Below are 23,070 nucleotides of genomic sequence, written 5' to 3'. Positions count from 1 at the left end.
CCCCTGATTCCCTAACTCTACGGATGCCCGGTGAAGTTCCCGGGACCCGCCCAAACCGGACTCGCGGCGTCGCGGCGCCGGCCGACCTGACACGATGTGCGCATGGCAGCGAACGAAGCGCGACAGGCCGGCGTGGCCGCGCTCGCCCGTGAGATCGAGGAGTTCATGGCCGCGGGCGGCTGGGACCAGCCGCCGCAGCTGTTCGCGCTGGTGCCGACGGCGGCGCTGCTGGACGAGCAGCCGGAGCTGGCCGGGCAGCTCGACCGGGCGAACCCGCTGACGCCGGTGGCCCAGGAGGCACTGCCCGAGGGCGACCTGGCCGAGGCGCTGGGCCGGATCGCCTGGCCGGATCTGGTGATCGGCTGCGCGCTGGCGCAGGAGATCATCGTGCTGCCGCCGGGTTCGGAGTCGGAGCTGCCGGACGTCGCCGAGGCGGACGCGGAGAGCCTCCGCCGCGCGGCCGCCGACCACCCGCAGCGCACGGAGGCGCGCCTGGTCGCGGCCGTCCTGCGCGACGGGGAAGGCGCGTGCGTGATGCGGCTGCGCGGGATGGGCACGGAGGAGTCCATGGACGAGGTCGTGGAAAGCCCCGACCTGGCGCCGAACCTGGTCGAAGCGCTGAAGGCCACGCTGCTGCCCTAGCAGGACGCCGTCGGCCGCCCCGCCTTCAGGTTGGCCAGCTGGGCGAGCGCGTCGTCCAGTGTGGACACCTTGATGAGGTTGAGCCCGGCGGGCGCGGTGGTCTTGGCCTCGGGGCAGTTGTGCGCGGGCACCAGGAAGTCGGTGGCGCCGGCTTCGCGGGCCCCGACGACCTTGAACGAGATCCCCCCGATCGGGTCGACCTCGCCGGTCTCGGTGATTTCGCCGGTGCCGGCGATGTGCCGTCCGCCCGCGAGGTCGCCGGACTGCAGGCGGTCGATGATGGCGAGGGTGAACATCAGGCCGGCCGACGGGCCGCCGACGTCCTGCAGGGAGATGTTGACGGTGAACGGCGCGTCGGCGCGGTCGACCGCGGTGAGGCCGATGAAGCCCTCCTTGCGGTCGGGGCGCGCGGCGAGGGTGAGCGGCACGGTCCGCTCGGGCTGGCCGTCGGACTGGAAGGTGATCTGCACGGTCTGGCCGGGCAGGGTGCCGGTGAGCGCGGCCCGCACGTCGGCGGCCTCGACGATCTTCTTGCCGTTGACGGTGATCAGCTTGTCGCCGGGCGAGAGCACGTGGTCGGCCGGGCTGCCGGAGACGATCTGCTTCGCCAGCACCTTGATCGGGTAGCCGAGCTTGCGCAGGGCGGCGACCTGGGCGTTCGTCTGGGAGTCCTGCAGCTGCTGGATGTTCTCCTGCTTGACCTGCTCGTTCGTCTCGCCGGGCTTGAAGTACTCCTCGCGCGGGGCGAGCGCGTACCGGCCGCTCGCCCAGAAGCCGAGCCCTTGGAAGAGGGTGACGCCGTCGTGCAGGGAGACGGTCGTCATCCGCAGCTCGCCGGTGGTCGGGTGGGTCTCGTGTCCGGTGACCTGGATGACCGGGTTGCCCGCCGCGTCGCGACCCAGCGTGTCGTAGGTCGGCCCGGGGCTGATGGCGACGAACGGCACCGGCACGACCGAGCCGAGCACCACGAAGATCAGGAACAGCGAGCCGCTGACCACCAGTGTCCAGCCACGGCGGGTCATCCGGCGGGCCTCGCCGGCCGGCTCCGGCGCCGGTTCCGGGGCGCGCTTCGCGGGGGCGGTCTCCTCGGAGGACTTGGTCACGCCCGACAGCGTACGGTGACCGCGTTCGCTTCCCGGTGAAGGCCACGGTTGACGCGCTGAGCGGGCTTCGACCCGCGTACGGTGGACACATGAGCAAACCCCCGTTCGGCTTCGGACCTTCCGATCCCGACAAACGAGGTGAGAACGACCCCTCGGAGCCCTCCGGCGCCGAGGCCTTCAACCAGCTCGGGCAGATGCTGAGCCAGCTGGGCCAGATGCTCAGCCAGGCCGGCAGCTCCAGCGGGCCGGTGAACTACGACCTCGCCAAGCAGATCGCCCTCCAGACCTTGGGCAGCGCGGGCAACACCGGCGAGAGCAAGCTCGGCTTCCGAGGTGGTGACGACGCGAACGCGGCGGTCCGCGACGCGGCCCACCTGGCCGAGCTCTGGCTCGACGCGGCGACGGTGTTCCCGGCCGGGGCGACGTCGACGGTCGCCTGGTCGCCGCGGTCCTGGGTGGAGAAGACGCTCCCGACGTGGCAGCGCCTGTGCGACCCGGTGGCCCGGCAGGTCTCGGGCGCCTGGATGGAGGCGCTGCCCGAGGAGGCCAAGCAGGCCGCGGGTCCGTTGTTGCAGATGATGGGGCAGATGGGCGGCATGGCCTTCGGCTCCCAGCTCGGCAACGCGCTGGCCCAGCTGGCCTCGGAGATGCTGACCTCGACGGAGATCGGCCTGCCACTGGCCCCGGCCGGCACGTCGGCCCTGTTGCCGGCGAACATCGAGAAGTTCGCCGAGGGCCTGGAGCTGCCGAACAGCGAGATCCTGGTGTTCCTGGCCGCTCGCGAGGCCGCGCACCAGCGCCTGTTCACGCACGTGCCGTGGCTGCGGCAGCGCCTGCTGGCGACGGTCGAGGAGTTCGCCCACGGGATTTCGGTGGACACGTCCGCGCTGGAGTCCCTGGCCGGCCGGATCGACCCGGCGAACCCGGCGAGCATCGAAGAGGCGATGTCCTCGGGGCTGCTGGAGCCCCAGACGACCGAGGAGCAGAAGGCGGCGCTGAGGCGCCTGGAGACGTTGCTGGCCCTGGTCGAGGGCTGGGTCGACGTGGTGGTGGCCGAAGCGGTGGGCGACCGCCTGCCGGGAGCGGACGCCCTGCGCGAGACGCTGCGCCGCCGCCGCGCAACGGGCGGCCCGGCCGAGCAGACGTTCGCCACCCTGGTCGGCTTGGAGCTGCGCCCCCGCCGCATGAGGGACGCGTCGAACCTGTGGAAGCTGGTGGGCGACCGCCACGGCACGGAGAAGCGCGACGGCCTCTGGTCCCACCCGGACCTCATGCCGACGGCCGAGGACCTGGACGAGCCGATCGACTTCGCCGACCGAGTGGGGTCGGCAGGCTCGATCGACGACCTCGACCCGATCGCGGAGCTGGAGCGCACGGAGCAGGCCGAACGCGCGGAGAAGGACGAGAAGAAGGACGAGCCTCCTTCGGAAGAGGGCGGCAAGCAGTCCTGAGCTGAGCTGCTCGCTCTCGGAGCTCCGGAACCTCGGAAGGCCGGTGCCCCTCCCCCACTGCGGTGGACGGGTCACCGGCCTTCTTCTGTCCAGCCCCGCGCCACCGACCACCCACCACACCTCTCCCCGCCCGGGCCCTTCGAGCTCGCCCTTTCAGCTCCCGGCCCGGACATCAACCCAGCGTGCCACTCCCGTCCTGGCGTCCCCGAGCTCGCGGTCCCGGCCCGCTCCCTCATGGCCTGCCCCGGTCCCAGCTCTCAACCCAGGGCCTCCTCTCCTCCCGGCCCCCAGCCCTCGGCCCGCAGCCCGGGGGCGAGCGAACCAGCCGGGGCAACCCGCCCAGAAGCAGGCCACCCCGGCCACCTCACCCCCTCAGTCCTCCGTGGAGATGCCCCACCCGGCAGCGGCCGACAGCCCCTCCAGGTACCCGATCGCCCGTTCCGTCTTCGGATACCGCTGCACCAACGCCCAGAAAGCCGCGTCGTGCCCGGGCTCCCGCAGGTGCGCCAGCTCGTGCACCAGCACGTAGTCCAGCACCCACGGAGGCACCTTCCGCAGCCGTTCGCTGACCCGGATGGTCGCGTCGACCGGCGTGCAGGAGGCCCACCGCGTGCGCATCGGCGGCACCCAGCGGACGCTCGCCGGCACCGCGGTGCCGCCCAGGTACTTGCCCGACAGCAGCGCGCAGCGCGCGAGCAGGGCTTCGTCCGACGTCTTCGGGGACGCCGGCCGACGTGGCTCCGAGCGCTGCAGCTTGCGCTCCATCTCGGCGACCCAGTGTTTCTCCTCCGCCCTGGTCATCCGCGCGGGGATGAGCACGACGAGCGTGTCGTCATTCCAATACGCGGTGACCGTCCGGTGCCGGCGCTGGCTGCGCCGCACTTCGACCTTGTGTCCGGGTGTGTCCGACGAGGGGTTCGTTTCCCCCCGGCCTCTCAGTGAGGGCATCCGTGCTTCGACCACCCGACAACGGTAAGGCCAGGCACCGACAACTCCGAGCGCCTTGAGGTCACAGACCCGAGTTGTCCACAGCCGGTTCCACTTGTGGACAACTCGGCCGATCCGGCGTCTTCCGAGGCTTCCCGGTCACCGCCGGGTGCGATCCTGCGAACATGATCCTCGACACCGCGGACATGCCCCCGGTCCTCCTGCCGGCCCACCCTGCCCTGCTCCCGGGCCTCACCGTGCTCGAACGCGGCCCCCGGGAGATCCAGATCGGCCTCGATCCGCGCCACGGCGTGATCGTCGAAAACCTCTCCCCGCACCTCGTCGCGAAGCTGCGCGCCCTCGACGGCAGCAAACCCGTCGACCGGCTCCTGCTCGCGGAGAGCGAACACCGCGACCAGCTGCGGACGCTCCTGCGGCAACTGACCGCGCTCGGCCTGGTCACCGACGCCGGCCGGCCCGACGGCCCGGGCTTCCGCGGCGAGCCCGGCCTCTGGTCGCTGCGAGCGCGCCACCACCAGCCGGCCATGGCCGACCGCCGCCGCGCCGCCGCGGTCTCCGTGCACGGCGAGGGCCGGGTGGCGGTGGCGGTCGCCGTGCTGCTGGCCAACGCCGGCATCGGGCACGTCGAGCTGCAGCTGTCCGGCACGGTGACCGAGCACGACCTCGGTTCCGGCTTCACCGCCGCGGACCTGGGCCGGTCCCGGCGGCACGCCCTCGCCGACCTGCTCCGCCGGGTCGATCCCCACGTCCGCGTCACCCGCCTGCACGACCGCTACCCGGACCTCGCCCTGCTCACTGACGCCGTCGTGCCGGCTCCCGAACTCGTCGCCGAGCTGATGGGCGACGGCGTCCCGCACCTGGCGGCGCGCGTCCGCGACGGCACGGGCATCGTCGGGCCGCTGGTCGTGCCGGGCCGCAGCTCGTGCCTGCGCTGCGCCGACCTGCACCGCACGGACCTCGACCCGTGCTGGCCGCGCGTCGCCGGGCAGCTCGCCGGCCGGCACCAGCGGCCCGACCTCGGCGCGGTCCAGTCCTGCGCGTCGCTGGCCGTCGCCCAGGCGATGCGGCTGCTCTCGCCCAGCGCGCCGGCCCCACCGGCGTGGAACGCGACGCTCGAGATCGACGCCTTCGACGGCCGCATCCGCCACCGGCGCTGGCCGCCGCACCCGCGGTGCCGCTGCGGCGCCCAGGAGGTGATCCTGGAGACGTAGCCCACGAAGACGTCGCTCGCAGGCTGCGCGCCGCCGACGCCGCAGGGCAGAATCGCCGGTGTGACCGACTTCCGCGACCCAGCCGATCGTGACACCGCGATGCCGCGCAAGGGTGCCGCCCGTACCGCCAAGCTCGCCAGTCTCCCGCTCGGCATCGCCGGCCGGGCGGTCGGTGGCTGGGGCAAGAGGCTCGCGGGCCAGAGCGCGGAACAGGTGAACGCGACGCTGTCGGCGAAGGCCGCCGAGCAGCTGTTCGAGGTGCTCGGCACGCTCAAGGGCGGGGCGATGAAGTTCGGCCAGGCGCTGAGCGTGTTCGAGGCGGCGGTGCCGGACGACATGGCGAAGCCGTACCGCGAAGCGCTGACGAAGCTGCAGGCCGCCGCGCCGCCGATGCCGGTCCGGCAGACCCACCGGGTGCTCGCCGAGCAGCTGGGCCGCACCTGGACCAGCCGGTTCGCCTCGTTCGACGACGAACCGGCGGCGTCCGCGAGCATCGGCCAGGTGCACCGCGCGGTCTGGCACGACGGCCGGGCGGTCGCGGTCAAGGTGCAGTACCCGGGCGCCGACGAGGCGCTGCGCAGCGATCTGCGGCAGCTGCAGCGGTTCAGCAGGCTGTTCCAGGCGTTCGTACCCGGCACCGAGGTCAAGCCGCTGCTGGCCGAGCTCGCCGAACGGATGAACGAGGAGCTCGACTACCAGGCCGAGGCCCAGCACCAGCGCGCCTTCGCGAAGGCGTTCGACGGCGATCCCGGCATCCTGGTGCCGCGCGTGGTGGCCAGCGCGCCGAAGGTCGTCGTGACGGAATGGGCCACCGGCACGCCGTTGTCGAAGGTGATCGCGGACGGCGACCGCGAGACCCGGAACCTGGCGGGCCGGCTGCTGGCGGAGTTCCACTACTCGTCGCCGGAGCGGGTCCACCTGCTGCACTCGGACCCGCACCCGGGCAACTTCATGATCACCGACGACGACAGGCTGGTCGTCATCGACTTCGGCGGCGTCGCCCGGCTGCCCGAAGGCATTCCCCGCCACCTCGGCGAGATGACGCGCCTGGCGCTCGACGGCGAGTCCACCGAGCTGATGCGCCTGCTGCGGGAGAACCGGTTCATCCGGCCGGACAGCGACCTGACCGCGGAGGAGGTGCTCGCCTACCTCGCACCGTTCACCGAGCCGCTGGCGGCGCCGACGTTCCACTTCACGCGTCGCTGGATGCAGAAGCAGGCCGGGCGGGTCGGCGACAGCCGCGGCAACGACTTCCGGGTCGGGCGTTCGCTCAACCTGCCGCCCGAGTACCTGATGATCCACCGGGTGACGGCGGGGTCGACGGGCATCCTCTGCCAGCTCGACGCGGAAATCCCGGCCCGCGGCATCGTGGAGCGCTGGCAGCCGGGGTTCGCCTCCTGAGTTGTCCACAGGTGGGGCCCCGAACGGACGGATTCGGCCGAGTTGTCCACAGCTGCGGCGGACGGGGTTCCACCCGGTTGGCCGAGCCGTCATGCTCGGAACATGACTGCTACCCAATGCACCGACCCGCTTGCCCTTGGTAATCCCGCCGCCTGCGAGGTGATGAACCTCGAACAGTTGCGCCGGGCGGGGGTGTCCGATCGAAGAGTCCGGCGGCTCTGCGGTCCGGGAGGGCCGTGGCGCCGCCTGCACCCCGGTGTCGTCCTGCTGCGCAACACCGCCCCTACGCGGCAGCAGTTGCTGCAGGCCGCGCTCGTGCGCTACGGGCCCGGGGTGGTGATCACCGGCGCCGATGCCCTGCGCGCCCACGGCGTGAAGTGCCCGGTGGAGAGCGAGATCCGCCTGCTGGTGCCCCAGCACTGCCGGGTGGTGGCCGGCGAAGGGGTCCGCCTGGCGCGCACGGCCCGGTTACCGGAACCGGTCCAGGTCGACGGCCTCCCGTTCGCCCCGCCGGCCCGGGCGACGCTGGACATGGCCCGGTCCGAACCCGACCCGGACCGCATCCGGTATCTGCTGACGTTGCCGCTCTACTGGGGCCTGTGCGACCGCCGAGAGCTGCTGGCGGAGCTCGAGGCGGGTTCCCAGCGCGGCACGGCAGTGGTCCGCAAGGTGCTGCGCAGGCTCGACGAGGGGCCGATCCAGGCACACGGTCTGGCCGCCCGGGTCCTGGACCTGGTGCCCGTCCCCCCGCCGAGCTGGGACCAGACGATCTGCGACCGCCGCGGCCGCCGCCTCGGCGAGGCGGACGCCTGGTGGGACGAGCTCGGCCTCGCCTGGCAGTACCGCTGCACCCCGGGCGTGGGAAGCGGCTTCAGCCACCTGGCCCTGGCGGCGACGGGCATCGTCCTGGTCCGCTGCACGGTCGGCCAGCTGCGCCAAGTGCCGCAAGAGGTGGCCCGGGAGCTGGCCAGGGCGTACGGCGCCGCATCCAGGACACCCCGCCCGAAGGTGCGAGCGGTCCCGCAAAGGCCCATGGGAGACGCCGCCTGATATCCGCCGTCACGCTCAGGAGGTCGAATTGATCACCAGTACTCGTCCGGAAGCTTGCCTTCGATGTCCCGCACGTGCTGGCGCGCGCAGTCCGGGCAAAGCCACCGCAGCGCGCCGCGCTCACGGGTGGAAACCCACGCGAGCGCCGTAGCCGGGTCGTCGTCGGCGGTGCGCGTCCGGCCGCAGCGCGTGCACCCGACCGGTTCCGGCGCGCTCACCGCAACCGTCCACAGTGGATCGCCTTGGCGCCGAACAGGTAGACGTCGTCCCGGCGGCCGAGGAAGTGCGGGCTCTGCGGGTCGGTCAAGGTGGCGGTCGCCGCCCGGTCGTCGGCGTCGAGCCATTCCCCGGCCGACTCCGCGAACCACCCGACGCGCTGCACCACGTACTCACGAAGGAGGTCCGAACCCGGCATCGGGTGGTCGATGAGCGCCCCGAACGATTCGACGTCCTGGAGGCCGGCTTCGCGAAGCGCGCGCGGCCAGCCGTAGGGCATGGCGACGCTGCCCGGAATCCCGGCCCGCATCGCCTCGAACCACGAGGCGCGAGCGGCGTGCAGCCGCTGCTCCAGCCCGGGCCGTCCGACACCCAGTTCCCACGGGAGGCACCGCATCTCGAGGCCGCCTTCGGAGATGGCCAGCACGCCACCCGGTCGCAACAGCCCGGCGAGCGTGCGCAGCGCGGCCTGCTGATCGCCGACGTGGTGCACCACGCCGGACGCCCAGACGAGATCGGCGGCGGGAACGGCCAGCGCCGGATCGGTCAGGTCCCCGAGCAGGCTGACGACCTCGACGGACTCGCCGGCCACCTCGGCCACGGCCCGTTCGGCCTCGACCAGCAGCTTCGGCGTGGCATCGAAGAGAACTAGGGTGCCCCCACCGCGGCGGGCGAGTTCGCGCGCGAGAAGCACGCTCATGCCCCCGGCCCCGCACCCGACATCGACAACGGCCGGCCGCTCGCCCACCAGGCCGAGCAGCCGCCGGGCGACGGGCGCCAGCGCCTCGGCGTCGAGGGCATCGGCCATGCGCAGCTGGGTCAGGCGGTCCGCCCAGTCGATGTCACCGTGGCTGTGTCCGGACATCACCCCATTCAACACCAGCGCCCCGCCCCCGGAGCCCCACGCAAGGAGACCACCCGAAGGAGGCCCGACCACCAAGCGCGCCCGCAAGGCGCAGGCCGCACCCGCGCGGAGCAACGAGCACGCCCTGGCAACAGCACGCTCGTTGCCCGACACCACCGCACGGAGCAGTCTGCCTGCCCGACGGCACCGCGACAGCACAGGCGCCGCCGCACCGCCCGACGCGACCGATCGCCGCAGCGGCACGGTGTCGTCGCGGCACGCCTCGGTCCCGCGCAGCCGGGCCGCAACCATGATTCGCCGCGGCGCCACACCCCGGCAGCGCTGTCTCGTCCCCGACCAGCCCGGCAAAGCGCGAAGCCCCCGCCACCCAAACGGGCGGCAGGGGCCTGCGCTCAGTTCTGGTCCTGGTACCGCTCCGCCCGCCGAGCGGCCCAGCGGGCTACTCGCGACCAGCGGCGCACGGCACGCGCGCTACCTCGGGCCCGCTGCGCGCGGACCCCCTCTTCCAGGTCCCGTATTCGGGCCCTGGACAGTTCTTCGTAAAGCAACATCTCGCTGATCTCCTCGATCTCGGTCTTGGTCAACTGCAGCTGTTCGCTGCGGGGGTGGGCTTCGTAGTCCCTCGTGGTGACCGGTTCGACGCTCATGCGGCGGCGCTCCGGTGATCGCCGGCGGCCTTGGCCGCGGCGGGCTCGACGGCTGCGTTCTTGCGCGGGCGGCCACGGGGCCGCTTGCGCGCGATCACCGCGCCGCGCTCGAAGATCTCGCCGCCCCAAACGCCCCAGGGCTCGCGACGCGCCAGGGCGCCGGCCAGGCAGGCCTCGCGGACCGGGCAGTCGGCGCACTGTGCCTTGGCGCGCTCGAGCTCGGCCGGGGACTCCGCGAACCAGAGGTCCGCGTCGCCCGAACGGCAGGGCAGCGCGACGTCGGGGACGTCGATCGGGTCGAGCAGGTCGGCGAATATTGCCTCACCCGAGGTGTAGGCGATGGCCGAAGACATGGTGGTTCCTCCTTGTGCCGTACGGGTTTTCGGTTGGGTGCTGGAGCTGGGCAACGCTGGTTCCTCTTGGGTTGTGCAGCCAAAAACACGAAGGCCGCGGATCCGGGTTATCCGGTTCCGCGGCCTTCGTGAGCCTTGAGTCCTGACTAGGTCAGGAACTTCGCTCCCGTATCGACAACGGAACACGGAACTGCTTGATGGTCGGCAGATCGGCCTGCGGGTACGCGGCGAGAACGCCCTGCGTCCCGAAGACGACGACACCGGTGGCCCAACGACGCGAGACGCGCCGCATGCCACGGATCTCGTGAGCGCTCACGGAGCCGGCGAACACACCGGTGCCCGGGCGCTGAGCAGCCGCAACTTCCGCGGCGCAGGACAGACGGGTGCCCGGGTTCGTGAGCGTCATGTTGATGGTCATTTCACCGGCACCTCCTTCTGTACTCTGCACACGCGTCCGCCGAGCGGCGCTTCTCAGTAGATCCCCAGTCGAGCCCTTCGGGCTCGGTACTGGCAGGTTATTGCTCCGCACCACACCGAGGCAACTCAATTAACGGGAAAATCCTCGAAGTTACGAAGATCGCCCCTGAGCAGCGGGTTCGCCGCGTCGATCATGGTTCGGACGCGGTCAAGACCCCGTCGAGGCCCGGACGACGCCGAGGATCTCGGCGCCGAACCGCTCGAGCTTCGTCGCGCCGATGCCGGAGATCGACACCAGCGCCGCCTCGTCGGCCGGACGCTGCTCGGCGATGGCCATCAGCGTGGCGTCCGTGAAGACGACGAAGGCCGGCACCTTCAGCTCGCGCGCCCGGTCGGCGCGCCACGACTTCAGGCGCTCCAGCAAGCCCTCATCCACTGTGGACGGGCAGCGCCCGCAACGGCCCAGCTTGATGTCGAGGGTTTCCAGCAGCGGCCCACCGCAGAGCCGGCAGCGCGCCGTCTTCACCGGAGCCGCCTTCTGCTGGGCCGACCGGGCCACCCGGGCGGCCGGGTGGTCCTCCGGGACCAGGCCGTAGAGGAACCGGCTGCGCCGCCGGTTGCGCCGCGCGCCCGGCGTGCGGGCCAGCGCCCAGGACAGCCACAGGTGCTCGCGGGCCCGGGTGACGCCGACGTAGAACAGCCGCCGCTCCTCCTCGATCGCCGCTTCGTCGCCGTCGGCGTGCAGGATCGGCATCGTGCCCTCGGAGAGGCCGACGAGGAACACCGCGTCCCACTCGAGGCCCTTCGCCGCGTGCAGCGACGCCAGCGTGACGCCCTCGACCGTCGGCGGGTGCTGGGCCGCGGCGCGCTGGTCGAGCTCGGCGCAGAACCGCGGCAGGTCGGCGTCGGCCACGGTCGAAGCCAGCTCCTCGGCCAGCTCGACGATGGCCAGGAGCGCGTCCCAGCGTTCCTTCGCCGCGCCACCGGCCGGCGGCGACTCGGTGAGGCCAACCCGCGCGAGCACCGAACGCACCGTCGTGACCAGGTCGGAGCTGCCGTCGCCGCTCGCCGCCCGCAGCGCGGACATCGCCTGCCGGACCTCCGTCCGGTTGAAGAACCGCTCGCCGCCGCGGACCAGGTACGGGATGCCGGCGTCGGCCAGCGCCGATTCGTAGGCCTCGGACTGGGCGTTGATCCGGTAGAGGATCGCGATCTCGCTCGCCGAGACGCCGCCGTCGAGCAGCTCGCGCACCCGGCGCGCGACCGCGCCGGCCTCGACCGCCTCGTCGTCGAACTCGGCGAAGCGCGGCTCCGGCCCCGGCGGGCGCTGGCCGATCAGCTTCAGCCGCGAGCCCGCCGGCCGGCCCCTGGCCGCGCCGATCACCCGGTTGGCCAGCGCGACGACCTCGGGAGTCGACCGGTAGTCGCGCTCTAGGCGGACGACGGTGGCGTCGGGGTAGCGCCGCGTGAACTCCAGCAGCGGCCGCGGCGACGCGCCGCCGAAGGAGTAGATGGTCTGGTTGGCGTCGCCGACGACGGTCAGGTCGTCGCGGCCGCCGAGCCACGCGTCGAGCAGGCGCTGCTGCAGCGGCGTGACGTCCTGGTACTCGTCGACGACGAAGCAGCGGTAGCGGTCCCGGAACTCCTCGGCGACGGTGCCGTGCTCCTCGAGCACCGCCGTCGTGTGCAGCAGAAGGTCGTCGAAGTCGAGCACCTGCGCGGCGTTCTTCAGCTCTTCGTACGTCCGGTAGACCTCGGCGACCTGCGCCGCCGGGGCCGGGATGTCCCGCTGGGCGCGCGCGGTGACGGCGGGGTAGTCGTCCGGGCTGATCAGCGACGCCTTCGCCCACTCGATCTCGCTCGCCAGGTCGCGCAGGACCTCGACCTCGGTACCGAGCTTGGCCCGGTTCGCGGCCTGGCCGACGTACCGCAGCTTGTTCTCCAGCAGGTCCCACGGCCGGTCGCCGACCACGCGCGGCCAGAAGTAGCGCAGCTGGCGGCGGGCGGCAGCGTGGAACGTCAGCGCCTGCGCCGCGTCGACGCCGAGGCCGCGCAGCCGCGTCCGCATCTCCCCCGCCGCGCGCGTCGTGAACGTGACGGCGAGGACCTGACCGGCGGAAACGTGCCCGGACCGGACGAGGTGGGCGATCCGGTGGGTGATCGTGCGGGTCTTGCCCGTGCCGGCTCCGGCGAGCACGCAGACCGGCCCCCGGGGGGCGCTGGCGGCGGCGCGCTGCTCGGGGTCGAGACCGTCGAGCAGTCGGTTCGGGCTCTGGGGTGAAAGTACGCCGGTCACGTCCGGCATCCTCGCAGAGGGGGACGGGGAAACGGGGCAGGGGCACGCGGCCGTATCCTGGTCATATGGCGGGTAAGCAGGACAAGGAAGCGGCCAAGCAGGCCAAGAAGGAGAAGCGCGCGGCGAGCAAGGCCCGCCGTGGCCAGCTCTTCGAGGCCTTCAAGATGCAGCGCAAGGAAGACCCTTGGCTCATCCCGTGGATGGTCGGCGCGATCATCGTCGTGGCCGGCGTCCTGTTCGGGATCGGGTTCTTCTTCGACATGCAGTGGGTGCTGCTGCCGCTGGGCCTGATCCTGGGCGGCCTGGCCGCCATGATCATCTTCGGCCGGCGCGTCCAGAAGACCGTCTATTCGAAGGCCGACGGCCAGCCCGGCGCGGCGGCGTGGGCGCTGGAGAACCTGCGCGGCCGCTGGAAGGTGACGCCGACCGTCGCGGCGACCACCCAGCTCGACGCGGTGCACCGGGTCCTCGGCGGTCCCGGCGTGGTGCTGGTCGCCGAAGGCGCGCCGCACCGGGTGAAGACGCTGCTCGCCCAGGAGAAGAAGCGTGTCTCCCGCCTGATCGGCGACACGCCGATCTACGACGTGACGATCGGCCACGACGAGGGCCAGCTCCCGCTGAAGAAGCTCCAGGGCTACCTGATGAAGTTGCCCCGCAACCTCAAGCCGGCCCAGGTCGACGCACTCGAAGCGAAGCTGGCTGCCCTCGGCAACCGCGGCGCGGCGCTGCCCAAGGGCCCGATGCCGGCCGGCGCGAAGATGCGCAACGTCCAGCGGACGATCCGCCGCCGCTGACCCCCGCACGAGAAAGGCCCCCGCCGGGATTCCGGGCGGGGGCCTTTTCACGCTCACGCGGCGCCGGGCGACGGCGGCGCGGGCGGCGGCCCTCACGACCGGCGGTCCTCAGCGCATCCGGATGACCACCGTGCCGGTGAGCCGGTCGAGCCAGCTGCGGCCGTCGGCGTTGCGGACCGCCGCCGGGATCAGCACGAACGTCAGCGCGGCCCGGACCAGCGCGCGCAGCGGGCCGACCAGCGCGGCGCCGTCCAACCGCGCGACGCGGATGCCGACCGCGGCCATCCCCGGCGTGAAGCCGAAGAACCCGGCCGAGATGACCGAGATGATCGCCCACACGCCGCCGGACCAGAGGTTGAACTGCTGCATCGCGGCCGGGTCCTGCAGGCTGGGGTGCAGGAAGATCGCCGTGACCAGGGCCGCGACCACGAGGTCGACGATCAGTCCGAGCAGTCGCGCGCCTCCGCTCGCCGCCGAGCCGACGCCCGATTCGGGCAAACCGAACTTCTCGCCCGGCCACCGCGAGCCGTGCTGATCAGTGCCCTGACCGCCGTCGCCGGTGCCGGGGAGCCATTCACCGGTCCATCTCGCCACCCGTCCAGGGTATGCCGGTGGCGTGGAGCACATCCGACCTGGTCGGATACCCGATATCGACCACCCGTTAACACCCGCGAAACATACGGGTGACGGTCGGGCAACACCGCACTTTTAGCGTGAGCCGAAGAGAGCACTGCCGTACGAGCTCGAACGAGAAGGAGTCACCGAGGGTGCCCACTACTCCAGACGACATCCAGCGCCTCATCGCCGACGAGGACGTCGAGGTCATCGACGTCCAGTTCTGCGACCTGCCCGGCGTGATGCAGCACTTCACGGTCCCCGCGAAGGCCTTCACCGAAGAGGCCTTCGAAGAAGGTCTCGCGTTCGACGGCTCCTCGGTGCGCGGCTTCCAGTCCATCCACGAGTCCGACATGCTGCTGCTGCCGGACGCGGCGACCGCGCGGATCGACCCGTTCCGCAAGGCGAAGACGCTGGCCCTCAACTTCTTCGTGCACGACCCCTTCACCCGTGAGGCGTACAGCCGCGACCCGCGCAACATCGCGCGCAAGGCTGAGCAGTACATCTCCGAGTACGGCGTCGCCGACAACGTCTACTTCGGTCCCGAAGCCGAGTTCTACATCTTCGACTCGATCCGCTTCGACTCCGCCGAGCACGCCTCCTTCCACGAGATCGACTCCGTCGAGGGCTGGTGGAACACCGGCGCCGACGAGGTGGGCGGCAACCAGGGCTACAAGACGAAGTTCAAGGGCGGCTACTTCCCGGTCCCGCCGGTCGACCACTTCGCCGACCTGCGCGACGAGATCGTCCGCAACCTGACGAACACCGGTTTCGAGATCGAGCGCGCGCACCACGAGGTGGGCACCGCCGGTCAGACCGAGATCAACTACAAGTTCAACACGCTGCTGCACGCGGCCGACGACCTGCAGCTGTTCAAGTACATCGTGAAGAACACGGTGTTCGCGGCGGGCAAGACGGCGACGTTCATGCCGAAGCCCCTCGCCGGCGACAACGGCTCGGGCATGCACTGCCACCAGTCGCTGTGGAAGGACGGCCAGCCGCTGTTCCACGACGAGTCGGGTTACGCCGGCCTGTCGGACACCGCGCGCCACTACATCGGCGGCCTGCTCAAGCACGCCCCGAGCCTGCTGGCCTTCACGAACCCGACGGTGAACTCCTACCACCGTCTGGTCCCGGGCTTCGAGGCCCCGGTTTCGCTGGTGTACTCGCAGCGCAACCGTTCGGCCTGCGTCCGGATCCCGATCACGGGCAACAACCCGAAGGCCAAGCGCGCCGAGTTCCGCTGCCCGGACTCCTCGGGCAACCCGTACCTGGCGTTCTCGGCGATGATGATGGCGGGCCTCGACGGCATCCGGAACAAGATCGAGCCGCCGGAGCCGATCGACAAGGACCTCTACGAGCTCCCGCCGGAGGAGGCCAAGGACGTCAAGCTCGTCCCGGGCGACCTCGGCACGGTGCTGGACACGCTCGAGGCGGACCACGACTACCTCCTCGAGGGCGGCGTGTTCACCCCCGACGTGATCGAGACGTGGATCTCGTACAAGCGCGAGAACGAGATCGACCCGCTGCGCCTGCGCCCGCACCCGTACGAGTTCGCCCTGTACTACGACGTGTGATCGGCTGAGACGCCCCCGGACACGCCGGTGGCGAGGAGCGAACAGCCCTCGCCGCCGGCGTTTCTCTTTTCCGTCCGCCGCAAGATCACCCCCCGATGATCGGCCGTCGTCCGGTTGGTCCAGAATCGCGGTGATCAACTGGGGAAGGACGGATTGTCATGCGGATCAAGCACGCCATCATCGCGGCCGGGACCGCCGGTTGCCTCGTCGCCTGCGGTAGCTCCTCGGGAAGCGATGACAAGGACCGGTCCACTCCGGCGTCCACCAGCACGGCGCCGCCCAGCACGGTCGTTCCCACCGGTATCGCCGCCGCCGGTGCCGAGCTGAAGCTCGGCCAGCAGGCGGTGGTGCCGTGGCAGGACGGCTACATCGGGATCACCGTGACCGCCGTCGAAACCGGGGACGTCGCGAGCTTCCGGCAGAAGTTCGGGTCGAACGCCGAGGGGATGACGCCGTACTACATCCGCCTGACGCTGGAAAACCTGGGCGGCACCGACCTTTCGACCAAGAACCCGCCGCTCGTGCGCGCCATGCTCGCCGACGGCAGCGGCACCGGCACGTTCATCACCGGCTCCGTGGACGCCTGCTCGAGCAAGCTGACCCCGAAGACCTTCACGACCGTCGGCGCCAAGTTCGACACCTGCCGGCTGGACGCCGCCGCGGCCGACGACAAGGTCACGGGTGCCTCGTACTCCGAAGGGCGCGACTACCAGGACAAGCCCGTCCGCTGGCTGCGCTGATCCGGAGGCGCGCTCACCCGTCCGAGGTGGACATCAGCTTCAGGTCCGCGCCGGCCGCCTCGAAGCGGCCGCGCGGATCGGCCACCAGCTTGCGGGCCTCCAGGTCCATCAGCCCCAGCGTGCAGGTGATCTCCGCGGCCAGCGTCCCGTCGAGCTTGATGATGTTCGAATCCATCTTGAACGTCTTGCCGGTGCCGAACTTCGCCTCGCACGTCACTTCGACCTCGTCGCCCGCGCGCAGCTCGCGGCGGAACACCACGTGCGTCTCCAGCAGCACCGCGGCAACGCCCTGAAGCCCCTTCAGCGCGCCCGACGCTTCTAGGAGCTCCAGGCGGGAAACCTCTCCGTAGGAGTGGTAGACGGCGTGGTTGAGGTGGCCCAGGGTGTCCAGCTCGTAGTGCCGGACCTTGATCCGGATCCGGAAGGGCTCGCGATCGGTCACCGGCCCACTGTAGGTCAGGCCTCGTAGAACAGGTGCTCCACCACCGCGTGGGCCCGCCGGGTGATGCGGCGGTACGTGTCGAGGAACTCGCCCGGGTCGTCGCCCGCCGACTGGCCGAGGACGCGGGCCACCGCGGCCAGGTCGCGGCCGGAACCCGGTACCTGGTCGACCGCCTTGCCGCGCACCAGCATCCCGGCGTTGCGCACGCGCGTCGCCAGGAGCCACGCCTCGGCCAGCGAGTCCGCTTCGGGCTGCTCGGCCAGGCCTGCTTCCGGGAGCACCGCCAGCGCGTCGAGCGTCGACGTCGTCCGCAGGCCCTCGACCTCGTGGGCGTGCTGGAGCTGCAGCAGCTGCACCGTCCACTCGACGTCGGCGAGGCCGCCGCGGCCGAGCTTCGTGTGCAGCGTCGCGTCGGCGCCGCGCGGCATCCGCTCCGTCTCGACGCGGGCCTTGATACGGCGGATTTCGCGGGCCTTCGTCGCGTCCAGGCCGCTTTCGGGGTAGCGGATCGGGTCGATCATGGCGATGAACCGCGCGCCGAGCTCGTCGTCGCCGGCGACGAACCGGGCGCGCAGCAGGGCCTGCGCCTCCCACACCTCGCCCCACCGCGCGTAGTAGGCGCGGTAGGACTCCAGCGTCCGGACCAGTGGCCCGCTCCGCCCCTCCGGCCGCAGGTCGGCGTCGACCTCCAGGGCCGGGTCCGAACTCGGCGCGCCCAGCATCTTCCGGACCGTCTCCGCGACCGACGAAGCGAACTTCACCGCGTCAGCGTCCGAAACCCCTTCGGACGGCTCGCAGACGAAGAGCACGTCGGCGTCGGAGCCGTAGCCGAGTTCCGCGCCGCCGAGCCGGCCCATCCCGATCACGGCGATGCGGGCCGGCGTCCGGCCGAGTTCGGCCTGCCGCTGGCGGAACGCCGCGGCCAGCGCGCCCTGCAGCACCGCGACCCAAACCGAAGACAGCGCTTCGCAGACCGCGCGCACGTCGAGCAGCCCGAGCAGATCCGCGCAGGCGACGCGCAGGAGTTCGTGCCGCCGCAGTGAACGCGCGGCCGCGATGGCGGCGTTCATCCCCGGCTGACGCCGGACGGCGGCCCGCAGCGACGTCGCCACCTCGGCGGGCGTGCGGCCCAGCAGCCGGGCCGGGTCGCCGAGCAGCTGCAGCACTTCCGGCGCGCGGACCAGCAGGTCGGGCACCAGCCGGGACGTGCCCAGCAGGAAGGCCAGGTTCTCCACGACCGTGCCCTCGTCGCGCAGCACCCGCAGATACCACGGGGTGTCTTCGAGCGCCTCGGACACCTTCCGATACGACAGCAGGGCGCCGTCGGGGTCCGGGGTGTCGGCGAAGAGGTCGAGCAGCACCGGCAGCAGCGCCTGCTGGATCGCCGCGCGCCGCGAAACACCCGCGGTCAGGGTCTTGATGTGCTGGAGGGCGCCGTCGGGGGCGGTGTAGCCGAGCGCGGCCAGCCGGCTGGCGGCCTGCTTGGTGGTCAGGCGCAGCGCCTCGGCCGGCACGTTCGCGACCGACTGCAGCAGCGGCCGGTAGAAGATCTTCTCGTGCAGCCGCCGGATGCCCTTGCCGTGCCGACGGAACTCCGCGAGCAGCGCCTCGCCCTGGGTCCTGCCGCCGGTCGCCTTGATCCCGCTCGCCCTGGCGAGGATGCGCAGCTCGTCGGTGTCCGCCGGCGCCGGGAACAGGTGCGTCCGGCGCAGCCGCCGCAGCTGGAGCCGGTGCTCGATCATCCGCAGGAACTCGTACGACGCGCCCAGCTCGGCGGCGTCCTGGCGACCGACGTAACCGCCTTCGCCGAGTGCCTCGAGCGCGTCCATCGTGGACGGTGAACGCAGGTCCGCGTCGACCCGGCCGTGCACGAGCTGCAGCAGCTGCACCGCGAACTCGACGTCACGCAGGCCGCCACGGCCCAGCTTCAGCTCGCGTTCGGCGTGCTCGGACGGCACGTGCCCCTCGACCCGGCGGCGCATCTGCTGCACCTCGGCGACGAAGTTCTCGCGGTCGGCCGCCGACCACACCAGCGGCGCGACCATCTCGGCGTACTGGCGGCCGAGCTCGGCGTCGCCCGCCACCGGCCGCGCCTTGAGCAGCGCCTGGAACTCCCAGGTCTTGGCCCACTTCTGGTAGTAGCCGTGGTGGCCGTCCAGCGTGCGGACGAGCGCGCCCGCCTTGCCTTCGGGGCGCAGCGCCGCGTCGACCTCGAAGCACGCCTTCCCGACGACGCGCATCATCGTGCTCGCCAGCCGCGTCGCGAGGCCGAGGTCGCCCTCGCCGACGAAGATGACGTCGACGTCGCTGACGTAGTTGAGCTCCCGGCCCCCGCACTTGCCCATCGCGATGACGGCCAGGGTGCCTTCGGCGGACGCGCCGGCTTCGGCCTCGGCGACGACCAGTCCGGCGGCCAGCGCGGCTTCCGCGAGCTCGGTCAGCTGCGCCGCGACCTCCGCGTAGCGCGGGTGCTCGAGCCCGGCCTCGACGACGTGCCCGAGGTCGGCGGCGGCGATGCCGAGCAGCTGACCGCGGTAGGCGACCTTGAGGGCCTGCTCGGCTTTGAGCCCGGTGAGCACCGAACCGTCGTCGGCCAGGAGAGCCGTGCGCAGGGCTTCGCGGTAGCAGGCGGAATCGGTGCACTTGTCCCCGGTGAGCGAGCGCCACTGGTCCGGGTTGGCGGCGAGGAAGTCGGCGAGCGCACTCGACGTCCCGAGCACGCTGAGGAAGCGGCCGCGGAACGTCCGGTGGGTGCGGAGCTGCGCTTCGAGGTCGGTCCACTCGGCGGCGTCGGCCTCGCGGATCCGGTCGAGGCCGAGCAGGGCGAGGTCCGGGTCGGCGGTGCGGGACAACGCCGCGAGCACGTCGGCGGCCGCCTCGGCCGGGCCGGCGTCGGCCCACCAGCCGGCCGCGCGCAACTGACCCTCGGCACGGGAGTCGGTGAAGCCGTACCTCGCCGCCGAAGCGGTCGTTCGCGCGCGGTCTGCCATCACCCACAACCGTAGCCGGGGAACGCGGCTCAGGCGGCGAGCCGGCCCGGCTCGGTCCCGGCGGGTGTCGGCTCGGGCACCTGGAAGCTGTGCGCGGTGACGGGGTGACGTCGGGAGAGGAGGTAGATGCCGAGGCCGACCCCGGCCCCGGCGACACCGACGGCGATGGTGCCCGCGTTGCCGAGCGAGGCGATCTTGCCGGAGATCGCGCCGACGATCGCGGCCGCGGGCAGCGTGAACAGCCAGGCGGCGACCATCCGGCCCGCCATCCGCCAGCGGACCGGCGCGTCCCGGCGGCCGACGCCGGAGCCGACGATCCCGCCGGAGCAGACGTGCGTGGTCGACAACGGGAAGCCCAGCCGCGACGAAACCAGGATGACCAGCGCCGAGCTCGTCTGGGCGGCGAAGCCCTGCGGGCCCTCGATGTCGGTCAGGCCCTTGCCGAGGGTGTGGGTGATGCGCCAGCCGCCGAGGTAGGTGCCGAGGGCGAGCGCGCACGCGGCGCTGACGATCACCCAGACGGGCGGCGACGCGCCCGCCGGGAGGCTGCCGGCCGTGACGAGCGTGAGCGTGATGACGCCCATCGTCTTCTGCGCGTCGTTGGTGCCGTGCGCGAGCGAGACGAGGGAGGCCGAGACGATCTGGCCGACCTTGAACCCGCGCGTGGCCGGGCGGCCGCGTACGAGGAAGCGGTAGACCAGGTAGGTGGCGACCATCGCGACGAGCCCGGCGATGACCGGGCTGGCCGCGGCCGGGACCAGGACCTTCTCGACGATCTTTCCGAAGTGGACGGAGTCGGCGCCCGCGGAGATCCAGGTGGCGCCGATCAGGCCGCCGAACAACGCGTGCGACGAACTCGACGGCAGGCCGACGAACCACGTCACGAGGTTCCAGACGATGGCGCCGATCAGCCCGCCGAAGACGATCGCCGGACCGATCTTCGTGTCGTCCACCAGTCCGCTGGAGATCGTCTTGGCGACCTCGACCGACAGGAACGCGCCGACGAGGTTCAACACCGCGGAGATCGCGACGGCCACGCGGGGCCGGAGTGCGCCGGTGGCGATCGACGTCGCCATCGAGTTCGCGGTGTCGTGGAACCCGTTCGTGAAATCGAAAATGAGGGCCGTGACGACGACGACCACGACCAGCAACGAGGGTTGCACCCCGACCTCCGCACCCTTGTGGGGACTCCTCCCGCAAGGTACCTGACGGGTACGCCTGGCGTTAACAGGATGTTGCTGGTTGTGACCTCCGTCGTTAAGCCAGCGGCAAGGTGCGTTGACCGGCCACCGCGGGCTGGAGTTCTCCGGCCGCCAGCTTGACGAACCGGTGCGCGAAGGGGCGCCAGGTTTCCTCGATGTCGGCGTGCACGGTGACCAGGTTTTCGTGCTCGAGCGAGCCCGGCCGGGCGAACTCGGCTTCTTCGGGGCATTCCGCGGCCCAGCTCTCGATGACCTCGGGCGTCGTTTCGATGTGGAACTGGACACCGTAGACACAACGCCCGAGCCGGTAGGCCTGGTGCGCGTAGCGCGGGGAGGACGCGAGCAGCTCGGCGCCGGGCGGGAGCCGGGTGATCGCGTCGGTGTGGAACTGCAGGACGTCCTGCAGGAGCGGCAGGTCGGCGAACAGCGGGTCGGTCCACGCCGCGTCTTTCTTGTTGACGAGGTGCGGACCCACTTCGGGCCCGTCGGGACCGACCTCGACGCGGCCGCCGGTGGCGACGGCCAGCAGCTGTGCGCCGAGGCAGATGCCCAGGGTGGGCAGGTTCTTCGCCGCGGCCTTGGCCAGCAGCCGCCGGACGTCGGCGAGCCACGGGTGCTTGGCGTCGTCCTCGGCGGCCATGCCGCCGCCGAGGCTGACGACGGCCTGGTAGCCGTCGAGGTCCGGGAGGCCTTGCTCCGGCTGCAGGCGGACGTCGAGTTCCGCGCCGGCCTCGGTCAGCCAGTCGCCGAGGGGGCCGAGCGGGTCCGACGCGTCCGGCTGGATGATCAGGATTCGGGTCACGTTCTCCAGGGTAGGTCAGCAGGCACAGCGAATTCCTCCGGCTTTGTCGCCTTCGACGGGGTACCCGGCGGCGATCCAGGCGGTGATGCCGCCGGAGAGCCGTTTCACCTTGAAGCCGAGCTCGGCGAGCTTGAGGGCGCCCTTGGTGGCGGCGTTGCAGACGGTGCTTTCGCAGTAGCAGACGTACACGAGGTCCCGGTCGAGGTGCTGCGTGCTGGCCGCCGTCATGTCCCGGTACGGCAGGTTGATCGCGCCGGGGATGCGGGCGTGGGTGAAGGCTTCGGGCGCCCGGGTCTCGACGACGACGTAGCCCTCGGTGCGGCCGGCTTCGAGGTCCTGGACGAGATCGTCGGGATCAACCTCGAAGCCGAGCTCGGCACCGAAGTATTGGACGGCGGCTTCCGGGGCCGCGGCGGGGAAGGCGAGCGTGCGTGTCATGGGGTAAATCCTGCTGGGACAGGCGGTTTCCGGACAGGGCAGAATCGGGGTGGAAGCCCGGGACGGCCGGGGATTTCCCTGTTCTGGCCCTGCGAACCCGGGAGAGTTGCGGTGGACCACCTCGACGATGTCGACTGGCGCCTGCTGGAGCTCCTGCAGGCCGACGGCCGGCTGAGCTTCACGGAGCTGGGGCGCCGGGTATCGCTGTCGGGCTCGGCGGTGACGGAGCGAGTCCGCCGTCTCGAGGAGCGTGGGGTGATCACGGGCTACGCGGCGAGTATCGATACGACGAAGCTGGGGTTGCCGATCGAGGCGCTGGTGCGGGCCCGGGTCCGCAGTCTGGACACGCCCCGGTTCCGGACGGCGGTGTTGCCGCTGCCGCAGGTGATGGCGGCCGACCACGTGACGGGTGAGGAGTGCTGGATCCTGCGGGTGCTGTGCCGGGATACGGCGGAGCTCGAGGAGCTGCTGGAGAAGGTGCAGCGGTACGGGGAGACGAGCACGTCACTGGTGTTGTCGTCGCCGTTGCGGAGGAGGTCGGTGGCTCGGCGCGGGTCGGTTTGAGGCATCACGCGTGATCCGGGAGGTATCTCGCGTGTCTGCAGGGGCATCACGCGTGATTGAGGAGGCATCACGGCGGCCGGCCCGGCGCAACTCGCGTCCCCAGACGGTCGGCCTGCGTACCTGGACGGTCGGCCTGCGTGCCTGGAGGGTCGGATTGCGGCGGGCGGACATGAAGAAAGGGCCTGGGCCGGGAGACATTGTCTCGACCGGGCCCAGGCCCTTTCTCAAGTAAGTTCGGCGGTGTCCTACTCTCCCACAACCCTTCGGTTGCAGTACCATCGGCGCTGTCAGGCTTAGCTTCCGGGT

At 71.6% G+C, this 23,070-nt stretch carries 23 protein-coding genes and 1 rRNA gene; 9 read left to right on the top strand and 15 right to left on the bottom strand.

The features are described from left to right. Positions 1 to 102: 102 nt before the first annotated feature. Complete coding sequence (locus tag IE317_RS33720) at positions 103 to 642, top strand: PPA1309 family protein (protein WP_191315420.1); 540 nt, start codon at positions 103 to 105, stop codon at positions 640 to 642. On the opposite strand, the gene IE317_RS33715 is transcribed toward IE317_RS33720, so the two are convergent. After that, entirely contained in the window at positions 639 to 1,643 is a 1,005-nt protein-coding gene (locus IE317_RS33715) for a YlbL family protein (protein ID WP_191315468.1), read from the bottom strand. The genes IE317_RS33720 and IE317_RS33715 overlap by 4 nt on opposite strands. A gap of 191 nt (positions 1,644 to 1,834) precedes the next feature. Here IE317_RS33715 and IE317_RS33710 point away from each other — a divergent pair, with 191 nt between their 5' ends. Further along, positions 1,835 to 3,196, top strand: a complete 1,362-nt coding sequence (locus IE317_RS33710; protein WP_191315419.1) for a zinc-dependent metalloprotease — start codon at positions 1,835 to 1,837, stop codon at positions 3,194 to 3,196. A 372-nt stretch (positions 3,197 to 3,568) separates the two neighbouring features. On the opposite strand, the gene IE317_RS33705 is transcribed toward IE317_RS33710, so the two are convergent. Next, positions 3,569 to 4,078, bottom strand: coding sequence for a M48 metallopeptidase family protein (locus IE317_RS33705; RefSeq protein WP_013223146.1), 510 nt, complete (start codon positions 4,076 to 4,078; stop codon positions 3,569 to 3,571). Positions 4,079 to 4,308: 230 nt separating this feature from the next. Between IE317_RS33705 and IE317_RS33700 the strand changes: the two genes are divergently transcribed. The 3 genes from IE317_RS33700 to IE317_RS33690 all read left to right on the top strand — a co-directional run bounded on the left by IE317_RS33700 (position 4,309) and on the right by IE317_RS33690 (position 7,806). After that, positions 4,309 to 5,355, top strand: a complete 1,047-nt coding sequence (locus tag IE317_RS33700; protein ID WP_191315418.1) for a ThiF family adenylyltransferase — start codon at positions 4,309 to 4,311, stop codon at positions 5,353 to 5,355. A 60-nt stretch (positions 5,356 to 5,415) separates the two neighbouring features. Continuing rightward, a complete protein-coding gene (locus tag IE317_RS33695; RefSeq protein WP_191315417.1) occupies positions 5,416 to 6,756 on the top strand; it encodes an ABC1 kinase family protein in 1,341 nt (446 codons plus the stop codon). Between the two features lie 162 nt (positions 6,757 to 6,918). Next, the gene (locus IE317_RS33690) at positions 6,919 to 7,806 is read left to right on the top strand and encodes a hypothetical protein (RefSeq protein ID WP_191315466.1); all 888 of its coding nucleotides are present in this window, start codon (positions 6,919 to 6,921) and stop codon (positions 7,804 to 7,806) included. A 32-nt stretch (positions 7,807 to 7,838) separates the two neighbouring features. On the opposite strand, the gene IE317_RS33685 is transcribed toward IE317_RS33690, so the two are convergent. The 6 genes from IE317_RS33685 to IE317_RS33660 all read right to left on the bottom strand — a co-directional run bounded on the left by IE317_RS33685 (position 7,839) and on the right by IE317_RS33660 (position 12,609). After that, positions 7,839 to 8,024 (bottom strand): hypothetical protein, encoded by a 186-nt coding sequence (locus IE317_RS33685; protein ID WP_191315416.1) that lies wholly within the window; start codon positions 8,022 to 8,024, stop codon positions 7,839 to 7,841. After that, positions 8,021 to 8,887, bottom strand: coding sequence for a class I SAM-dependent methyltransferase (locus IE317_RS33680; RefSeq protein ID WP_191315415.1), 867 nt, complete (start codon positions 8,885 to 8,887; stop codon positions 8,021 to 8,023). Before IE317_RS33680 ends, IE317_RS33685 begins: the two co-directional genes overlap by 4 nt. A 392-nt stretch (positions 8,888 to 9,279) precedes the next feature. Further along, positions 9,280 to 9,534, bottom strand: coding sequence for a hypothetical protein (locus IE317_RS33675; RefSeq protein WP_191315414.1), 255 nt, complete (start codon positions 9,532 to 9,534; stop codon positions 9,280 to 9,282). Further along, positions 9,531 to 9,887, bottom strand: coding sequence for a WhiB family transcriptional regulator (locus tag IE317_RS33670; RefSeq protein WP_229903048.1), 357 nt, complete (start codon positions 9,885 to 9,887; stop codon positions 9,531 to 9,533). Before IE317_RS33670 ends, IE317_RS33675 begins: the two co-directional genes overlap by 4 nt. Before the next feature lie 151 nt (positions 9,888 to 10,038). Further along, positions 10,039 to 10,305 (bottom strand): hypothetical protein, encoded by a 267-nt coding sequence (locus tag IE317_RS33665; protein ID WP_191315413.1) that lies wholly within the window; start codon positions 10,303 to 10,305, stop codon positions 10,039 to 10,041. Between the two features lie 207 nt (positions 10,306 to 10,512). Then, positions 10,513 to 12,609, bottom strand: a complete 2,097-nt coding sequence (locus IE317_RS33660; protein ID WP_191315412.1) for an ATP-dependent DNA helicase UvrD2 — start codon at positions 12,607 to 12,609, stop codon at positions 10,513 to 10,515. Positions 12,610 to 12,665: 56 nt separating this feature from the next. On the opposite strand from IE317_RS33660, the gene IE317_RS33655 reads away from it, so the two are divergent. Next, the gene (locus tag IE317_RS33655; protein ID WP_191315411.1) at positions 12,666 to 13,394 is read left to right on the top strand and encodes a DUF4191 domain-containing protein; all 729 of its coding nucleotides are present in this window, start codon (positions 12,666 to 12,668) and stop codon (positions 13,392 to 13,394) included. Between the two features lie 108 nt (positions 13,395 to 13,502). Here IE317_RS33655 and IE317_RS33650 read toward each other — a convergent pair whose 3' ends face one another. Further along, the gene (locus IE317_RS33650; protein ID WP_191315464.1) at positions 13,503 to 13,892 is read right to left on the bottom strand and encodes an RDD family protein; all 390 of its coding nucleotides are present in this window, start codon (positions 13,890 to 13,892) and stop codon (positions 13,503 to 13,505) included. 269 nt (positions 13,893 to 14,161) lie between these two features. Between IE317_RS33650 and glnA the strand changes: the two genes are divergently transcribed. Both glnA and IE317_RS33640 read left to right on the top strand, forming a co-directional pair. Continuing rightward, entirely contained in the window at positions 14,162 to 15,586 is a 1,425-nt protein-coding gene (gene glnA / locus IE317_RS33645) for a type I glutamate--ammonia ligase (protein ID WP_191315410.1), read from the top strand. 158 nt (positions 15,587 to 15,744) lie between these two features. Next, entirely contained in the window at positions 15,745 to 16,326 is a 582-nt protein-coding gene (locus tag IE317_RS33640) for a hypothetical protein (RefSeq protein ID WP_191315409.1), read from the top strand. A gap of 13 nt (positions 16,327 to 16,339) precedes the next feature. Here IE317_RS33640 and IE317_RS33635 read toward each other — a convergent pair whose 3' ends face one another. The 5 genes from IE317_RS33635 to IE317_RS33615 all read right to left on the bottom strand — a co-directional run bounded on the left by IE317_RS33635 (position 16,340) and on the right by IE317_RS33615 (position 22,200). Beyond that, positions 16,340 to 16,768, bottom strand: a complete 429-nt coding sequence (locus IE317_RS33635; protein ID WP_191315408.1) for an acyl-CoA thioesterase — start codon at positions 16,766 to 16,768, stop codon at positions 16,340 to 16,342. 14 nt (positions 16,769 to 16,782) lie between these two features. After that, entirely contained in the window at positions 16,783 to 19,758 is a 2,976-nt protein-coding gene (locus IE317_RS33630) for a bifunctional [glutamine synthetase] adenylyltransferase/[glutamine synthetase]-adenylyl-L-tyrosine phosphorylase (RefSeq protein ID WP_191315407.1), read from the bottom strand. A 29-nt stretch (positions 19,759 to 19,787) separates the two neighbouring features. Continuing rightward, positions 19,788 to 20,921 (bottom strand): inorganic phosphate transporter, encoded by a 1,134-nt coding sequence (locus IE317_RS33625; protein WP_191315406.1) that lies wholly within the window; start codon positions 20,919 to 20,921, stop codon positions 19,788 to 19,790. Positions 20,922 to 21,015: 94 nt separating this feature from the next. Further along, positions 21,016 to 21,762 carry a type 1 glutamine amidotransferase gene (locus IE317_RS33620; protein ID WP_191315405.1) on the bottom strand — a complete coding sequence of 249 codons (747 nt, stop codon included), beginning with the start codon at positions 21,760 to 21,762 and terminating at the stop codon, positions 21,016 to 21,018. Positions 21,763 to 21,777: 15 nt separating this feature from the next. Beyond that, positions 21,778 to 22,200, bottom strand: coding sequence for a rhodanese-like domain-containing protein (locus IE317_RS33615; protein WP_191315404.1), 423 nt, complete (start codon positions 22,198 to 22,200; stop codon positions 21,778 to 21,780). Between the two features lie 111 nt (positions 22,201 to 22,311). Between IE317_RS33615 and IE317_RS33610 the strand changes: the two genes are divergently transcribed. Then, positions 22,312 to 22,764 carry an Lrp/AsnC family transcriptional regulator gene (locus IE317_RS33610; RefSeq protein ID WP_191315403.1) on the top strand — a complete coding sequence of 151 codons (453 nt, stop codon included), beginning with the start codon at positions 22,312 to 22,314 and terminating at the stop codon, positions 22,762 to 22,764. 232 nt (positions 22,765 to 22,996) lie between these two features. On the opposite strand, the gene rrf is transcribed toward IE317_RS33610, so the two are convergent. Then, a 5S ribosomal RNA gene (rrf, locus tag IE317_RS45610) occupies positions 22,997 to 23,070 on the bottom strand; the annotation flags it as partial.

The sequence above is a fragment of the Amycolatopsis bullii genome (assembly GCF_014654205.1).
GTDB classification, from domain to species: Bacteria; Actinomycetota; Actinomycetes; order Mycobacteriales; family Pseudonocardiaceae; genus Amycolatopsis; species Amycolatopsis plumensis.
This window is presented reverse-complemented; position numbering and strand designations above follow the sequence as displayed.

What these genes read in the sequence shown, in the direction of transcription:
- IE317_RS33720 (WP_191315420.1), top strand. Translation starts at nt 103, where the DNA reads ATGGCAGCGAACGAAGCGCGACAGGCCGGCGTGGCCGCGCTCGCCCGT.
- IE317_RS33710 (WP_191315419.1), top strand. Translation starts at nt 1,835, where the DNA reads ATGAGCAAACCCCCGTTCGGCTTCGGACCTTCCGATCCCGACAAACGA.
- IE317_RS33700 (WP_191315418.1), top strand. Translation starts at nt 4,309, where the DNA reads ATGATCCTCGACACCGCGGACATGCCCCCGGTCCTCCTGCCGGCCCAC.
- IE317_RS33690 (WP_191315466.1), top strand. Translation starts at nt 6,919, where the DNA reads ATGAACCTCGAACAGTTGCGCCGGGCGGGGGTGTCCGATCGAAGAGTC.
- IE317_RS33680 (WP_191315415.1), bottom strand. Translation starts at nt 8,887, where the DNA reads ATGTCCGGACACAGCCACGGTGACATCGACTGGGCGGACCGCCTGACC.
- IE317_RS33675 (WP_191315414.1), bottom strand. Translation starts at nt 9,534, where the DNA reads ATGAGCGTCGAACCGGTCACCACGAGGGACTACGAAGCCCACCCCCGC.
- IE317_RS33670 (WP_229903048.1), bottom strand. Translation starts at nt 9,887, where the DNA reads ATGTCTTCGGCCATCGCCTACACCTCGGGTGAGGCAATATTCGCCGAC.
- IE317_RS33665 (WP_191315413.1), bottom strand. Translation starts at nt 10,305, where the DNA reads ATGACCATCAACATGACGCTCACGAACCCGGGCACCCGTCTGTCCTGC.
- IE317_RS33660 (WP_191315412.1), bottom strand. Translation starts at nt 12,609, where the DNA reads ATGCCGGACGTGACCGGCGTACTTTCACCCCAGAGCCCGAACCGACTG.
- IE317_RS33655 (WP_191315411.1), top strand. Translation starts at nt 12,666, where the DNA reads ATGGCGGGTAAGCAGGACAAGGAAGCGGCCAAGCAGGCCAAGAAGGAG.
- IE317_RS33640 (WP_191315409.1), top strand. Translation starts at nt 15,745, where the DNA reads ATGCGGATCAAGCACGCCATCATCGCGGCCGGGACCGCCGGTTGCCTC.
- IE317_RS33630 (WP_191315407.1), bottom strand. Translation starts at nt 19,758, where the DNA reads ATGGCAGACCGCGCGCGAACGACCGCTTCGGCGGCGAGGTACGGCTTC.
- IE317_RS33615 (WP_191315404.1), bottom strand. Translation starts at nt 22,200, where the DNA reads ATGACACGCACGCTCGCCTTCCCCGCCGCGGCCCCGGAAGCCGCCGTC.